The 14,551-nt window shown below is 71.9% G+C and carries 13 protein-coding genes; 6 read left to right on the top strand and 7 right to left on the bottom strand.

Going from position 1 to position 14,551, the window contains the following annotated elements; genetic code table 11:
• Positions 1 to 42: 42 nt before the first annotated feature.
• The 3 genes from ACFO60_RS26575 to ACFO60_RS26565 all read right to left on the bottom strand — a co-directional run bounded on the left by ACFO60_RS26575 (position 43) and on the right by ACFO60_RS26565 (position 3,904).
• Positions 43 to 771, bottom strand: a complete 729-nt coding sequence (locus ACFO60_RS26575) for a VOC family protein (RefSeq protein WP_380844815.1) — start codon at positions 769 to 771, stop codon at positions 43 to 45.
• Between the two features lie 77 nt (positions 772 to 848).
• Positions 849 to 3,449, bottom strand: a complete 2,601-nt coding sequence (locus ACFO60_RS26570; protein ID WP_380844812.1) for a M48 family metallopeptidase — start codon at positions 3,447 to 3,449, stop codon at positions 849 to 851.
• Positions 3,446 to 3,904 carry a hypothetical protein gene (locus ACFO60_RS26565; RefSeq protein WP_380844809.1) on the bottom strand — a complete coding sequence of 153 codons (459 nt, stop codon included), beginning with the start codon at positions 3,902 to 3,904 and terminating at the stop codon, positions 3,446 to 3,448. Before ACFO60_RS26565 ends, ACFO60_RS26570 begins: the two co-directional genes overlap by 4 nt.
• Before the next feature lie 294 nt (positions 3,905 to 4,198).
• Here ACFO60_RS26565 and ACFO60_RS26560 point away from each other — a divergent pair, with 294 nt between their 5' ends.
• Entirely contained in the window at positions 4,199 to 7,276 is a 3,078-nt protein-coding gene (locus ACFO60_RS26560; RefSeq protein WP_380844806.1) for an ATP-binding protein, read from the top strand.
• A gap of 226 nt (positions 7,277 to 7,502) precedes the next feature.
• The gene (locus tag ACFO60_RS26555; RefSeq protein WP_380844803.1) at positions 7,503 to 8,744 is read left to right on the top strand and encodes a S1 family peptidase; all 1,242 of its coding nucleotides are present in this window, start codon (positions 7,503 to 7,505) and stop codon (positions 8,742 to 8,744) included.
• Positions 8,745 to 8,961: 217 nt separating this feature from the next.
• Here the strand turns inward: ACFO60_RS26555 and ACFO60_RS26550 are convergent, their stop codons facing one another.
• Positions 8,962 to 9,168, bottom strand: a complete 207-nt coding sequence (locus tag ACFO60_RS26550; RefSeq protein ID WP_380844800.1) for a hypothetical protein — start codon at positions 9,166 to 9,168, stop codon at positions 8,962 to 8,964.
• 186 nt (positions 9,169 to 9,354) lie between these two features.
• On the opposite strand from ACFO60_RS26550, the gene ACFO60_RS26545 reads away from it, so the two are divergent.
• Positions 9,355 to 9,873 carry an RNA polymerase sigma factor gene (locus ACFO60_RS26545; protein ID WP_380844797.1) on the top strand — a complete coding sequence of 173 codons (519 nt, stop codon included), beginning with the start codon at positions 9,355 to 9,357 and terminating at the stop codon, positions 9,871 to 9,873.
• Positions 9,870 to 10,352 carry a hypothetical protein gene (locus ACFO60_RS26540; protein ID WP_380844794.1) on the top strand — a complete coding sequence of 161 codons (483 nt, stop codon included), beginning with the start codon at positions 9,870 to 9,872 and terminating at the stop codon, positions 10,350 to 10,352. The genes ACFO60_RS26545 and ACFO60_RS26540 overlap by 4 nt, the downstream gene beginning before the upstream one ends.
• Before the next feature lie 105 nt (positions 10,353 to 10,457).
• On the opposite strand, the gene ACFO60_RS26535 is transcribed toward ACFO60_RS26540, so the two are convergent.
• Positions 10,458 to 11,288 carry an alpha/beta fold hydrolase gene (locus ACFO60_RS26535; protein ID WP_380844791.1) on the bottom strand — a complete coding sequence of 277 codons (831 nt, stop codon included), beginning with the start codon at positions 11,286 to 11,288 and terminating at the stop codon, positions 10,458 to 10,460.
• 95 nt (positions 11,289 to 11,383) lie between these two features.
• Here ACFO60_RS26535 and ACFO60_RS26530 point away from each other — a divergent pair, with 95 nt between their 5' ends.
• A complete protein-coding gene (locus tag ACFO60_RS26530) occupies positions 11,384 to 12,115 on the top strand; it encodes a TetR/AcrR family transcriptional regulator C-terminal domain-containing protein (RefSeq protein ID WP_380844788.1) in 732 nt (243 codons plus the stop codon).
• On the opposite strand, the gene ACFO60_RS26525 is transcribed toward ACFO60_RS26530, so the two are convergent.
• A complete protein-coding gene (locus ACFO60_RS26525; RefSeq protein WP_380844785.1) occupies positions 12,066 to 12,995 on the bottom strand; it encodes a LysR family transcriptional regulator in 930 nt (309 codons plus the stop codon). The two genes, ACFO60_RS26530 and ACFO60_RS26525, sit on opposite strands and share 50 nt — an antisense overlap.
• Before the next feature lie 70 nt (positions 12,996 to 13,065).
• Here ACFO60_RS26525 and ACFO60_RS26520 point away from each other — a divergent pair, with 70 nt between their 5' ends.
• Positions 13,066 to 13,860 (top strand): SDR family oxidoreductase, encoded by a 795-nt coding sequence (locus tag ACFO60_RS26520; protein WP_380844783.1) that lies wholly within the window; start codon positions 13,066 to 13,068, stop codon positions 13,858 to 13,860.
• Between the two features lie 118 nt (positions 13,861 to 13,978).
• On the opposite strand, the gene ACFO60_RS26515 is transcribed toward ACFO60_RS26520, so the two are convergent.
• On the bottom strand, positions 13,979 to 14,551 hold a 573-nt coding region (locus ACFO60_RS26515), incomplete at its 5' end, for a cellulose binding domain-containing protein (RefSeq protein WP_380844780.1).

Below are 14,551 nucleotides of genomic sequence, written 5' to 3'. Positions count from 1 at the left end.
TGTGGTTCATGGTGCCGGGTCGGCTGCACAAGCTCGGGGTCTTCAGGGAAGCCACTCCTGAAGTCCAGGCAGATGCCCGAGTTCCGACTCGATGCGCTGCCTGTCGCCGGAGGTGAGGTTCAGGCCACGCAAATCGGCGGTCCACGGATCGGTGGGCTCGCCGAGGACCGTGGCCAGATCGATGAGGTGGCACAGGGCGATGGCCCGCTCGACCACCGGGGCGTCCGCGCCATGCTTGCGCACCGCGGATTTGAGCGCGCGGAAGGCCTGCAGGTCGTCATTCTTGAACTCGCGCAGAATCCGGGCGTTGTCGAGCGCCCTGGCCAGGCCTGTCAGCTTCTTCGAGCCGCCGTACTCCACTTCGGCCGGCTCGTCACGCTGGATGAAGACGATCGAGTTACCGGACGGATCGATCAGCGTGAACCGGGACGCGCCTGGCCGGTAGCGGGTGATCCGCGGCACGCCGGAACTCAGCACCTTGCCGTGGACCCGGCGCATCGCCGCGACGAACGCCGCGTGATACGGCGCCACGGCGTCGACCAGGACCAGGCATGCTCCGGACTCCCCGCGGGCCGGATCCAGCTCTTTGGGCGCCGGACCGAAGTGCAGTTGGAACCCGCTCCATCGCAGCGCCAGATAGACATAGGGTTTGCTCTGCTTGTAGGCCACCTCGAACCCCAGCGAATCGTAGAACGCCAAGGTCTCCTCCACCGACGCGCACGGCATCAACGGCACCGTCGTCTCGTTCGGCCGAACCGCGATCTCGCTCACGTCATTCCACCTTCCACGTCGTCCGACGATGCTCGCACCCTGCGGCGAACCTCGCACATGGACCGTTCCTGTGCGGTTCAGCGAACGGCGCTTCCGCAGTACAGGTCGACGGCGGCCATGGAATTCCGGAAGGTGAACCGAGCGTCGCGAGCGAGCGCATAATCCGCCCTGCCTATGGTGACGAGGAACGGCCGGTCGCTTTCCGCGAGGCGTGCGAACGCCGTGGCCCATGCGACGTGAAAGTTGTCGCCCAGCGGGGGTGTCATGCCGGCGAGGTGGGCCTGCGCGCAGGCGTCGCGGGCCGTGCCGCTTCCGGGCGGGCCGGGGGGAGGCACGGCCGAGGCGCTGCTCGCCTGGCGGGACGGCGGTCTCGCCGGGCTCGCGTATCCCCAGGTCACCGCCCAGACCGGTGCCATCACCGCGAACCATGCCGCGATGGCCACGGTGGTGACCAGCGCCAGGGGTCCGCGTACCCAGAGGCTTCCAGGCCGGACGTCGTGACGGCGCGAACCTGATCGTTTCCGTGTCAGGTCGGCCAGGGCGCGAATGCCACCGACGAGCCCGGCCCCGGCCAGGGTGACCAGGAGTCCCACCGCGAGTATCGCCAGAAGCAGATTCCCGATGCCGTCCCTCAGCATCCTGACATCGCACCACGCGGGGTCGTACAGGCAGAAGGCGGTCAGGGGACGCCCGAAGAGAAGCGCGGTGGCGACGGCGCCGGTGGTGACCGCCGCCAGCACCGCGTGCGAGGGGCCGAGGCCCGCTCGGCCGCCGTCCGCGATCGCGGCCACGGCCGTCCCGGCGAGAAGCTGGAGCACCACGAAGATCAGGACCAGTGTGGCGGTCTGCGCCAGCAGGACGTTGAGCGGATCGCCGGCCGGGCGCACGCCGAGCGCGTGGAGGAGCGTGATGAGTATGCCGTCCGGCGTCAGGATCTCGCCCGCCACGCCCAAGACCAGGAACAGTGCGGCGGGAGCGAGGGCGAGTAATGGCCGTACCCGCACCGGCGGCAGCATGACGGGGGAGGGCGCGTCCAGATGCACCTCACGGCCGCGACCGGGCCATTGTTGCCGGAACCATGAGGCCAGAGGGTAGAGCGCCGCCACCAGCAGAACCGTCAGCAGCGCCGCGTCGAAGGGCGCCGCGAACAGGACGTAGACCCCGAGAGCGATGTTCCCGGCGTGCAGTGCGACCATCGCGGCCTCGGACCAGGCGTGCATGCCGACGCCGAGCAGAAGGGCGGCCGGTGCGAGCGCGCCCAGGTAGGACGGGAGCAGGGTGCGACCGCGGGCGGCCGGCAGCCAGGCGGTCGCCACCGTCGTCAGCCACCGGCACAGGATCAGGCACAGCGATAACAGGACCAGCGCCATGACGGCGGCGATGACCGGAGAGTCCCCCATCTCCGCCATCCACGACCCGGTGTTGCGAGCCGGTGAGGCGATCAGGCCGAGCACGATTCCCGTCGCGAGCCCGGCTCCGGCAGCGGTTCCGCGCGGAGCCCGCCGCCCGGCGGCGAGCGCGAGCAAGGTCGATCGGTACGCCCCGGCCAGGACGATCGCCATCGCCGGGATCGCGTACACGAGCGAGGAGACCACGAAGGCGGGACGATCGGAGGCGGGGAGGAGCAGGCGCAGCACGACGCCCAGATGTGTCGTGCCCAGTGCGGCGGCGATGCCGGCGCCCAGCGCTTCGCCGGGGACCCATCGCATCAGCAGCCCCGGATCGCGGACCACGCGCATCCTGCGGTCGTCGTGAGGATGCAGCGGCAGCAGTGCGCGCAGCCAGGGGAGTGGCGGCGACCCCAGGTCCGGCAGCCGGCCGCCCGCGACGGCCGCCCGCACGTCCGCGTAATGCTCCCGCGAGCGGAGGACGGCGGCGGCCAGCACGGCCACGAGCACGCTCGCCGCCAGCGTGCGCGTCCCGACGTCGAGGAGGTTCGCCGGGGTGCGCAGCGCCGTGTAGACCACGACGGGCACGCCGACCAGCCCGGCGAACACCCACACGGCGGCCTGGGTCAGGCCGGTGAGGTCGACGTCCCGGTTGCGCAGGTGGGCCAACTCGTGCAGGACGACCGCCTCGACCACCCCCTCGCCGCCCCGCTCCCTGCCGCGATGGAGCGTTCCGATGTTGAGCCTCAGGTAGTAGCGGGGGTAATGCCCGAAGGCGCGGCCACCGGGAGCCCGCCGGTTGGTGTCCAGCAGGATCCGCGGCACCCGCCGCAGCCCTTCGCGCCCGGCCAGCCTCCGCACGGTCTCGTACAGGTCGGCGTGCGTCCGCGGGTCGGCGGGCACCAGGTGCTGCCGTCTGATGGTGATCCGTGGCCGCAGGACGTGGACGGCCGCGATGACCAGGGCCGTCAGTGCCATCGCGCCGAACCCGGCCATCGCCCGCCGCACCCCGAGCTCGTTGAGACAGGACAGGTACCCCTGGACGAGGGCGTCGGCGTGGGCCCGCGCGGCGGCCGCGTCGGCCGCGCCGTCACACCTCGCGTAGGCCGTCCGCCACGAGGAGGAGCCGCCCGCGACGAGGTCGAAGGAGGATCCCGCCGCGGACAGCGTGATCGTGATCAGCAGGATGAAACGGGAGGCGGTCGCCGCCGGTAGCAGGAACGGGTTGACCGCCCGGCCCGCCTCCACCGGTCGGTCCGCCCCCACCGAGCCTCCCGCGAGGGCGGTCATGCGGGCGGGGTCCAGTCGCGCCGGGCCCAGCGGTCCACCGTGCGGTCGGCCGCCAGGTCCGGGTGCGGGAAGTGCGCCCGCTTGAGCGCGTCCGCCATCCGCGCGTGGACCAGGGCCGCATGCTCCGGCGGGAGATCGGGCAGCGGGTCGTCGGGACCCGCAGCGGGCTTCTTCCGCCGCCGCCTCCACCAGGAGCGCCCGTTGCGGACGCCGATGAGCAGGCCTTCCGCCGTCAACCCGCCGATCACGTTCCACAGCAGGTTGGTGAGCGTCGGATCGCCGAGATCGACGCCGAGGGCGCCGGCCTCGTCCCTGGGCCGCCTCGCTCGCCGCGCGGCGCCGGGAGCGGCGAAGTAGGCGTCGGTCATCAGGTCGAACTCGGGAAGCTCCTCGGGCGCGAACTCCGCCACGACGGCACGGACCAGTGCGCGCCGGTCCCCGGCGGACCCCGTCATCCGCGCCCCTGTCTTTGGTCGCCGCCGCCGCATGCGGAAAGTCGGTCGAGATCGAATCGCACAGCCCCACCCCTGTCATCCGGCCCCCTGAAGGACCGTGGCTCCCGTGTTCCTCTCGCTCGGTAGATAGGACGCGTTCCGCTGCGAACGGATTACATAAAACGGTCCGGCACAATGCGACATCGCTGAAATGCCGCCTCTGGTCATGCCGATTGCGAAAAAACACCTCTTTGCAGGGCGTTTGGTCGTTGTAGCCTGTCCCGGGCGGCGCGTTCAAGGAACGTGAGGAGCGGAATGGCTCATCCGGACTCCGACGACCATCTTCGACGGCAGTTGCGCACCTTACAGCGGGTCGTGGGCGCACCCACCGACGCGACGCTCGCCCGTCGCAGCGGGGTCGCGGCGGCCACCTTCTCCGAGGCGATGGGCGGCAAGCGGCGGCTGCGGGACGAATTCGTCGCGAAGGTCATCGCCGGTTGCGTGGCCTGTGCCCGCGCCGCGGGAAGGGTCGCGCTCGATGAGCGGCATGTTCTGCAGGCGCTGCGCCTGCCCGGTCACACCGCCGCCGACAATGGCATCTTCGAACGCGACGACGATCTGAATTCCTGTTCGTCGATTCTCGACGGCGTCCGCGGAAGGGCGGGGGCCACGATCGTGGTCGAGGGCCCCGCGGGGATCGGCAAGTCGGAACTGCTGGCGCGGGTGTGCGCGGAAAGCGCCGTGCGCGGGATCACGCCCCTGGTGGTGCGCGGCAACCCACTCGATCAGACGATGGCCTTCTGCGGCGTCCGGACGCTGCTGGGCCGCTGGGTGGCCGGTCACAGCGGCCAGGACAGGCAGCGCCTGTTCGCCGGCGCCGCCGCGTTCGCGCGGGTGCCGCTCGGCCTGCCGCATACCCGGCGAGGCTCCGAGATCGGCCTGACCGAGGCGCTGTACTGGCTGCTGGTCAACGCCACCGACCCCGCCAGAGGGGACGGCGCGCTAATGCTGGCCGTCGACGACGCGCACTGGCTGGACGAGGAGTCGCTGAACTGGCTGGAGTTCCTCAGCCACAGGCTGGCCGGGCTGCCTGTCGTGCTGTTGCTCGCCTGCCGGCCGGACGAGCCCACGCCGCCACCCGCGCTCACCCGCGTCACCCTGCGCGCGACCTCGGTCATCCGGCCCCGGCCGCTGAGCGGGGACGCCGTGCGCGCCATCGTCGGCCGCAGCCTCGGTCGCCCGGGTGTCCCGCCCGACGAGACGTTCTGCTCGGCCTTCCACCGGCACAGTGGCGGCAACCCGTTCTACCTGCGGTGGATGCTCGATCTGGCCCGTGAGCGCCGGCTCACGCCGACGGCCGGCTCCGCCGCGAGCGTCGTCCGCCTCACGCCTCGGCAGGTCGTGGTGCACCTCAACGAGCGGCTGAGCATGCTCGGGCCGCCGGCGGAGCGGCTGGCCCGGACGATCGCCGTGCTCGGCCCCGGCATCCCGCTCGACCAGGCCATCGACCTCGCCGGACTGACGTCCGAGGAGGGCAGGCGCGAGTACGACCTGCTCTGCAGGGCCGCGATCCTGGCCGACCAGGCCAGTCTGGACTTCCGGCACCCGATCATCCGAAGCGCGGTCTACGACGCCATCGACCCCTCGCGGCGCAGCGACCTCCATCTCGCGGCGGCACGGCTGCTGCACCAGAGCGGGGCCGACCTGCAGGCGGTGGCCGCCCACCTGCTGCGGGTCACCACCGCGGGCGACCCCTGGGTGGTCGACCGGCTGGCCGCCGCGGCCGCCGCGGCGATGAGCTCCGGCCTGGCGGGCACGGCGGCCCGCTACCTGGGGCGTGCGGTCGCCGAGCCGCCCCCGCCCGAACGCCGTTGCCAGGTGCGAATGCGTCACGGGCAGGCGTTGGTGCTGGGCGAGGTGGCCACGGCCATCCCCGAACTGCTCGCCGCCTGCGAGCAGGCCCCCGACGATGCCCAGGGCGTCGAGGCGGCGATCGCGCTCGCCAAGGCGTACGGCTACGCCAACCGGCTCGGCGACGCCGTCCGATCCCTCGATCGAGCGCTGGACGGTTGCCGGGACGACGGCCTGCGCGACCGCCTGCGGGCCGAGCAGCTGTTGTGGGCGACCTGGTGGGCCGACGACCCGCACCGGCCCGACCGCATGCTGCTGCTCGACCGGGCCGTCCCGCCGCTGCCGGGCGTCACGCATGTCGAGCGTCTGATGATCGCCCTGCACGCGTGGAGCCTGGTGCTGCGCGGTGAGCCCGGCGCCGCCGCGGCGGAGGCCATCCGGCCCGTGATCCGGGACGGCGTGTCGTTCGCCGACCTCGACCAGGGCATGGAGGTGGGCACCGTGACCGGGTTCGTCCACATGTTCTCCGACGACCTGTCGATGGCCGGCCGCCTGTTCCGCCAGGCTGTGGACGAGTTCGACCGTAACGGCTGGCGCGGCACCCACCTCACGTTCGCCCGCGTCCACACGGGCAACGTGGCTCTGCGGGAAGGCAGGATCGCCGACGCGGTCGCCGACGCGGAGATCGCCCTGCGCCTGGCCGACCGCACCGGCCCTGGAACGCCCGCCGAGCAGTTCGCCACCGGCACGCTGATCGAGGCACTGCTCGCGCGCGGCGACGTCGATCGTGCCGAGGCGGTGTGCCGCGACCGCCGGTACGGCGCGTCCACGGCCGACGCGCTGGTGTTGCCGATACCGGACGCCGTCCGCGGCGCCCTCCAGCTCGCGCGCGGTCAGACCGCCGCTGCCGTCGCCACCTTGCGCCGGGTCGGGCAGTGGCTCGAACACGCGTGCCTGCTCAACCCGTCGGTGTGCATGTGGCGTTTCGACCTGGGCCTGGCATTGCGGCTCTCCGCGCCGGACGAGGCCCGCGAGGTCGTGGCCGTCGGCATGCGGCGGGCGGAGCGGTTCGGGAGCCCGCTGGCGCGTGCCCGGGCCCTGCGCGCCCTCGCCGTGCTGCGGCCGGAGTCGGCCGTGGAACCGCTTGAGGAGGCCGTCCGAATCCTGCGCCCCACGCCGCACCGCCTGGAGCGGGCCCACGCTCTCGCCGAACTCGGCACGGCCCTGACCCGGAGCGGCCACGACGCCCGCGTCCCGCTGTCCGAGGCGCTGACGTCGGCCGACGAGTGCGGCGCCCTGTCGCTCGGTGACGCCATCGCGCGACGGCTCGCGTCCGCTCCTCGCCCCCAGCGCCGGCGGATGGACGCTCTGGATCCGTGCCGGCAACGCATCGCCCGGCTCGCCGCGGACGGGCACTCCGAATCCGAGATCGCCTACAGCATGATCCTCGACCTGGAAACGGTCAGAACGCTCCTGGGCGAGGCACACGACGTCCTTCGCGTCGGCTCCCTCGTGGAACTGCGCCGTGCGCTGACGCCGTGAGCGTCATGAGACGAGTGTGATCACCGCCCCGTGAGCCGGCACGGACCGGTCCTCGGGTGCCGAAATCGTTCGGTTGTTCGGTGGCGATGGCGGAGTCTCCGGCGCGGCCGGTGAGATGAGCCATCCGATGACCGCGCTCCGCGGACCGGAACCCCCCCGAAGGCGAGATGGGCCTCATGACGGTCCGCCCATTGTCGTCTCCACGACCAAGGAAAGTGGCCGGAAAATGACGAAGCATCGCAGCAAGTCAGGCAGCAGGCGCAGGCCGGCGGCACGGTTCGTCGGAGTCATGAGCGCGATGGTGCTGGGAATGACCGCGCTCGGTCAGGCCTCCGCGCAGGCCGACCCGGCGCAGGGTGGTGACAAGAACGCCGTCGAGGCGGTCCCGTTCGGCTACGTCCCGGCGGACATCCGGCAGAGGATGCTCGATCAGGTCCCGTTGAAGGAAGCGGCGTCGAAGATCTCCTGGGCGGTCGAGCGCGGGGGAGGCGCGAGCGGGTTCGCGGGTATCGTCCTGCGGCAGAAGTCGGTGGAGCTGTGGTGGAAGGGCAGGCTCCCCGCGTCCGTGAAGGACGCCCTGGGCAAGGCGCGCGGCGTCGCGACGGTCGACGTCAAAGCCGCGAGCCACTCCCAGGCCGAACTCAAGAAGGCCGCGTCCGGCCTGCTGGCCGACCTGAAGGAGAACCCGCAGGGGCCGATCAGTCAGGTGGCGGGCTCGCTCACCGGAGACGGGCTCGTCCTGACCGTCAAGGGCTCGGCGAAGTCGCTCGCCTCTCGCAAGACGAGCGTCGGCGGCGTTCCGGTGAGCTACGTCGAGGGGGGAGTCCCCCAGGCCGACGGCCGCTACAACGACTACGCCCCCTACTACGGCGGCGGCGCGATGTACAACGACGACAACGGCGGCCGGTGCACCGCCGGCTGGGCCGTCACCGACGGCGGCGGCCAGAGTTACCTGCTGACGGCCGGGCACTGCGGCCGGACCGGCGGCGGCTGGCACACCGGCCCCGGCCTGTGGATCGGAACCGGCGCCCAGGAGAACCCCGGCCACGACATCCTCCTCGTCACCGCGAGCTCGGCCGGGCGGATCTGGGACGGTGACTCCACCGGCACCTTCACCAAGGGCGTCGTCGGCTGGGACTGGGTCTACGCCAACGAGTGGGTCTGCCAGTCGGGCTCCACGAGCGGCGCCGTCTGCGGCATCCAGAACACGAGCAACTTCGCCTACGGCGGTTGGTACCGCGACGGGTACGACAACACCGAGTTCTGGTCCGACCTGATCGTCGCCCGCCGCACCGACGGCGGGTTGCCGAGCCAGGCGGGCGACAGCGGCGGCCCGGTCTTCTCCCTGAGCGGAGATAGCAACGTCATGGCGAAGGGAACCGTCACGGCCCACGACGGCTCGACCTTGTACTACCAGGACTTCGCGACCGCCTGGCGAGACTTCGGGATCTCCGTGAAGACCGGCTGAGCCGGCGGTCAGGCCGCCCCAGGTGACGGTGGGCGGCGCGCTGGCGGCCGTGTCCGCCGGAGACAGCGCCGCGGGCACGAGCACGCGGGGGCGGTGGCCCGCGTGGTGAGCCCGCCCGTGTCGCACGTGTGAGCAGTCTCGTGTCATACGTGTGAACAGGTAAGGCCGGCCGCGTACGTGCTGCGCCGCCGGCCCTACCTCGCACGGATCGCGCGGCCTACTTCATGCTGTCGGCCAGGTCGACGAGCGCGGTGGCGGCGCGGAAGAACTTGTTGCGCCCCAGATCGCCGACCGTCCTGATGTGGAAGGCTTCCTGCAGCAGGTGGGCGTCGTTGTCGGTGACTCCCGCCAGGGCGGATACGGGGGCTTTGACCAGTTCCGCGAGGCTCTTACTCTCGTACTCCTTGTCGAGTAGCTTCGACATTTCTGCGGTAACCGCCATGGTTCCCCCCGTTGCTGTGGCTTCCGACTGATTCGTCGGACACTCCAGACCTTCCCCTCGCGGACACCGGTCATGGTCATCTGCCGACAAGACCCGGTCAAAGTGCTCCTTCGTCAAGAAATGAACCTTCGCGGCACGAGTGCCGACTGAACAGGCGAAGGAGGGCGGATGAGTGACGAGTTGCTGGTCGTCCGTTGCCAGCTGGGCGAGCGCGAGGCGTTCGCGGAGCTGGTACGGGCCTGGCACGGTGCGATCGAGCGGTACGTCCGGCGGATGCTCGCGGGCCCCGACGACGACGTGGCGCAGGAAATCTGGCTGGCGGTGTTCAAAGGGCTGCCGGGACTCCGCAGTCCCGACCGGTTCGCGCCGTGGCTGTTCACCATCGCCCGCCGTGCCGTGACGAACCGGCTGCGGGACGCGTACGCACAGCCCGAGCCCGAGCCGATGGACGACCTGCCGGGCCCGGACGAGGCGGAGGACGTCGTGGACCGGGAGACGCTCGGCGGGGCGCTGGCGGCGCTTCCGGTACGGGAGCGGGAGGTGCTCCTGCTGTTCTACCTGGAGGATCTGCCGCTGGACGCGTGCGCGCAGATCTGCGGCGTCCCGGTCGGCACCGTCAAGTCCCGGCTCCACCGGGCGCGGAGGTCGTTGCAGGAAGAACTGGTGCGGAAGGGGTACGAAGCATGACGCCGGAGGACGTGCTCAAGCGGCTCGACGCGCCGTTGTCGCTGCGGCGCCGGGTCGGATACGTGACGCTGGCCTGCGCGGGACTCGCGGGCAGCGTCTTGGTCGGCTCGCTCTGGGCGACAGAGCCCGGGCTGCCGCCTCGGACGAAGGTCGCCTTCGCCGTCCTGATGGCGATCGGGCTCTGCTGGGCGGCGTTCGGCGCCTGGGCGGTGACCCGCAGGCTGCCGCTGTTCGCCAGGGACCGCGTCGTGGCCGGCTGGATCGGGCTGGGCGCGTGGGTGACGATGACCGTCGGCGCGCTGGTCATCACCACCCTGCGGCACAGGGCCGAGCCGTCGATGTTCGTCGCCGTGCTCGCCCTTGGAGCGCTGGCCGCCGTCAATCTGCGCGCCGCCCGCCGCGCGAGATCGGCCCTGATGCGCCGGAAGGAGGAGCTGACCTCGCGCGCCGGCGCGAGCGGCGACCACCGGGGGGGATGACCGCCCCGGCCGGACCTCGTCGCGATCTTTCGGATCGGGGCACGCGGAGACGGCGGCCACATGAAGATCGGGTACATGAGGATCGATCGCGTTGGCGGTCGGCGGTCAGCCGGAGTGGTGCAGGACCTTGTCGGCGAGGTTCTCGATGATCTGGGCGACCTCTTCAGGGTGTTTCAGGTCGGCGCCGTGGTCGCGTCCGCGCATCACGACCCGCTCGGTGTGCGGCATCACGCGCTCGATGGCGTCGAGCCGCTCGACGAGGTGCGCGGGGCTGCGGTCACCGTTGAGCAGGACGGCCGGCGTCTGGATCGTCGCGTACACGTCGAGGCGCACCCCGAGCCGGTCCAGCGCTTCCAGGGAGTCGATCTGGGCCGGGACGAGCCTGCGGTACTTCGGTGCCACTCCGATGGCCAGGCCGGCGAGAGTCGCCTGCCAGCCCGGCAACCCGACGGTGCCGCGCAGGAAGACGGCCATGGCCTTGCCGGGCCGGCCCGCCGCGAGGGCGGCCCGGGCCTGCGTGAGGATGTGCCCGTCCGCGCCGCTCAACGGCGGGCCGATCACGGCGGCGGGTTCGAAGATCACCGCACCGGCGAACGAGGCCGGAGAGGCGGCCAGGGCTTCGAGGGCGACCACGCCGCCGTCGGAATGGCCGAAAAGGACGGCGGGCGCGCCGACCGCTCGCACGACCGCCAGGGCGTCCTCGACCTCCTCGGCGATCGTGCAGGGGGCGCCGCCGAGCCGGGGGTCCGGCTTGAGGTCGAGCCGGTACTGGCGGCGGTGCGGGCGCAGGACGCGGAAGCGGGGCGCGAGGCACGCTGCCGCCTTAGCGCAGCGCGTGCCGTCGTCCAGACCCGCGCCGAGCATCACGATGGCGGGCCCGCGGCCCTCGTCGTAGGCCCGGACCTCGGTGCCGTCCGCTGATCTTGTGATGAGCACGATGTCTCCTGACGCTCTGGGAGCGGACGCTCCTTAGCAGTGCTCAATTCCACTTAGCAGCGCTAAGGTAGCTTAGCGCTGCTAAGGTGTCAACGATGCGTACGAACAGCAAGCGCCCAGGCCTGAGCCGTCAGACGTTGATCGAGACCGGGCTGCGGCTGCTCGACGAGGTGGGGCTGGAAGGGCTGACGGTGCGCCGGCTCGCCGCCGAGCTCGGCGTCCAGTCGCCGGCCCTGTACTGGCACGTCCGCACCAAGCAGGAGCTGCTGGACGAGATGGCCGACGAGATCGTCCGGGCCGCCGGCATGGGGCCGCCCCGGGACGGCGAGACATGGCAGCACTGGCTCGACCGCCGCTCCCGCGCCTACCGCGCCTCGCTGCTGGCCCACCGTGACGGCGCCCGCCTGGTCGCCACCGCGCGGACGCTGAACCCGGGCACCATCCGCCTCTTCGAACAGGAGCTGTCCGCCATGGTCGGCCTGGGCTTCACCCCGGTGCTGGCCCTGCACACGATCACGGCGCTGAGCCACTACGTCACCGGGTTCGTCCTCCAGGAACAGTCCGACCGCCGAGACCCGCAGCCTCAGGCATCCGACCGCCGAGACCCGCAGCCTCACGCGCCCGACGGCCGAGACCCGCAGCCTCAACGGCAGTCCGAGGAGTCCGCGGCGGCGTCCGGCGGGTTCCCCGACGATGTGCCGGTCACCCTCCTCGCGGCGATCCGCGAGGGCGGCGGCCCGTGCGGTGAGGGGGCCTTCGACCACGGGCTGCGCTCCCTCATCGACGGCTCCGCGGCCGCTCTGGCCCGCCACCGTCTCGACCAGTGAGAGCGACTCCGACGGCGACCGCCTGGGACGTCGGCCGCCGCTCCGCCGCGACCGCGGTGGCGATCTGGACGAACGCGGCGACCTCGCGGGAGCGGCTGTGCTCCGGCCAGGCGACCACCAGCGTGGTGCGGGGCGCGTCCACGACCGGGACACAGGTGAGGTCCTCGCGCAGGTGGCCGCGGACGGACTCGGGGAGGACGGCGATCAGCCGGTCCAGCGCGATCAGCTGCATGAGCTGCCCCGCGTCCTGCGCCACCGGCCCGTCGTCGCTGCGCCCGTCCAGCCGCCTGGGCCACCGTGGCAGGGTCTCGTCCGCGAGGTCCGCCATGGTGACCTTCGCGTGCCCGGCCAGGCGATGCCATCGCGGCACCACGACGACCTGATCCTCGACCAGCAGGTCCTCGACGGCCAGGCCGGAGAAGTCCTCGTAGGGGCCGTGGAGCAGGGCGACGTCGGCGCGGCCGTCACGCAGCATGGCCGCCCGCTCGCTGAAGTTGCACACCAGCTCGACCGGGGGCATGCCCGGCGCCGCCGCGTAGGCGGCCAGGATGCCGGGCAGCAGGGCGCCGTCGCCGCCGGGCTTCATGGCCAGGACGAGGCGCGGATCCGTCCGTCCGGCCCGGCGGGTGCGGCGCCCGGCCGCCCCGACGGCCGCGAGCGCCGCGCGCGCCTCGCGGAGCAGCACCTCCCCGGGCGGGGTGAGCGTCACGGCCCGGCCGCCGCGGTCGAGCAGTGTCACGCCGAGGTGGCGTTCGAGCTGCCTGATCGCGCGCGACAGCGGAGGCTGTGCCATGCCGAGGCGCTGCGCGGCCCTCCCGAAGTGCAACTCCTCGGCCACCGCCACGAAGTACGCGAGCTGGCGCGTCTCCAGCATGTCCATACCTTCAGGGTATTGCGGGGAACCGAACCGATCCTGGCCCGCGGCCCGCCGGTGGTGGTGGGCTGGTGCCATGACCGACACGAACGAAATGAACGACGCGTCCGGCGCCCCGGCGGGCGCCGGACACGGTGGCCCCAAGGTCGCCCTGGTCACGGGCGGGAACAAGGGCATCGGACTCGAGGTCGCCCGGCAGCTCGCCTCGCTCGGCATGACCGTGATGCTCGCCGCCCGGGACCCGCATCGCTGTGAGGAGGCGGTCGCCCTTCTCCGCAAGGAGGACCTGGACGTGCACCCGGTCATCCTGGACGTGACCGATCAAGCTTCGGTCAGCGCGGCGGCGGAGCAGGTGGCCGAGCGCCCGGGCCGCCTGGACGTGCTGGTGAACAACGCCGGCATCTCGGGCGGGCTGTTCCACCTGCCCAGCAAGGCGGACCTGGACGTCGTGCGCCAGGTGTTCGAGACCAACCTCTTCGGCGTGATCAGCGTCACCAACGCCATGCTTCCCCTGCTCAGGCGTTCGCCGGCCGGCCGCGTCGTCAACGTCACCAGCGGGACGGCCTCGCTGGCACAGATGTCCGACCCGGACCTCCCCATGGCGAACCTGCCGCCGGCGGCCGCGTACCCGGCTTCGAAGTCCGCGCTGAACATGCTGACCATCCAGTACGCCAAGGAACTGCGCCCGGAAGGCATCCTGGTCAACGCCGCCGCCCCAGGGGCCTGCGACACCGACCTCATCAAGGGCGTCCCCATGAAGATCACCCGCACCGCCGCCCAGGGCGCGGCGATCATCGTCCACCTCGCCACCCTCGGCCCCGACGGCCCGACCGGCGCCTACCTCCATGACGACGGCCCCGTCCCCTGGTGACCGGCCGGCCGCCCGGCCGCGATAGGACGTCCGGCGGCAGGACCGGCGGGGAGCGCGCTCAGGGTTCGCACGCTCCCCGCGTTTCTCGTGGCCGCGCCGTGTCGCACGGCCGTGCGGGTCAGCCGGCGGTGCAGGCCGATCCGTTGAGGCTGAAGGCCGAAGGGGTGGGATTGCTGCCGGTGTGCGTGCCCTGGAAGCCGAACGAGGCGTTGGCGCCGGGGGCCAGCGAGCCGTTGTAGGACACGTTGCGGGCGGTGACCGACGAGCCGTTCTGGCTGACGTCCGCGTTCCAGGCGCTGGTGACCTTCTGGCCGCTGGAGAAGGTCCAGGCCAGCGTCCAGCCGTTGATCGCGCTGCCTCCGGTGTTGGCGACGGTGACCTCAGCGGTGAATCCGGTGTTCCACTCGTTCTTGGTGTAGGACACGCGGCAGGCGCCGTTCCCCCCGCTGGGCGACGGCGAAGGCGAGGCCGAGGGAGAAGGAGAAGGCGAAGGGGAGGGGGAGGGGGAGGGGGAGGGGGAGGGAGAAGGCGACGGGTTGGAACCGTTCACGGTGATGTTGGAGCTGCCGCTGCTCTGGTAGCCCTCGGTGGCCAGGATCTGGTAGTCGTGGCTGCCGAGGTTCATGCCGTAGCGGGCCCAGGCGTCGAAGTGGTTGCCGGCGGTGATGGTCCCGCCGGTCTTCTTGGACTG

The organism is Sphaerisporangium dianthi, assembly GCF_042654065.1.
GTDB classification, from domain to species: domain Bacteria; phylum Actinomycetota; class Actinomycetes; order Streptosporangiales; family Streptosporangiaceae; genus Sphaerisporangium; species Sphaerisporangium dianthi.
Note: the sequence above shows the minus strand (reverse complement) of the source record. Positions and strands in the feature narration are given on the sequence as shown.

What these genes read in the sequence shown, in the direction of transcription:
- ACFO60_RS26540 (WP_380844794.1), top strand. Translation starts at nt 9,870, where the DNA reads ATGACGCCGGAGGACGTGCTCAAGCGGCTCGACGCGCCGTTGTCGCTG.
- ACFO60_RS26565 (WP_380844809.1), bottom strand. Translation starts at nt 3,904, where the DNA reads ATGACGGGGTCCGCCGGGGACCGGCGCGCACTGGTCCGTGCCGTCGTG.
- ACFO60_RS26530 (WP_380844788.1), top strand. Translation starts at nt 11,384, where the DNA reads ATGCGTACGAACAGCAAGCGCCCAGGCCTGAGCCGTCAGACGTTGATC.
- ACFO60_RS26555 (WP_380844803.1), top strand. Translation starts at nt 7,503, where the DNA reads ATGACGAAGCATCGCAGCAAGTCAGGCAGCAGGCGCAGGCCGGCGGCA.
- ACFO60_RS26545 (WP_380844797.1), top strand. Translation starts at nt 9,355, where the DNA reads ATGAGTGACGAGTTGCTGGTCGTCCGTTGCCAGCTGGGCGAGCGCGAG.
- ACFO60_RS26550 (WP_380844800.1), bottom strand. Translation starts at nt 9,168, where the DNA reads ATGTCGAAGCTACTCGACAAGGAGTACGAGAGTAAGAGCCTCGCGGAA.
- ACFO60_RS26520 (WP_380844783.1), top strand. Translation starts at nt 13,066, where the DNA reads ATGACCGACACGAACGAAATGAACGACGCGTCCGGCGCCCCGGCGGGC.
- ACFO60_RS26525 (WP_380844785.1), bottom strand. Translation starts at nt 12,995, where the DNA reads ATGGACATGCTGGAGACGCGCCAGCTCGCGTACTTCGTGGCGGTGGCC.
- ACFO60_RS26560 (WP_380844806.1), top strand. Translation starts at nt 4,199, where the DNA reads ATGGCTCATCCGGACTCCGACGACCATCTTCGACGGCAGTTGCGCACC.
- ACFO60_RS26570 (WP_380844812.1), bottom strand. Translation starts at nt 3,449, where the DNA reads ATGACCGCCCTCGCGGGAGGCTCGGTGGGGGCGGACCGACCGGTGGAG.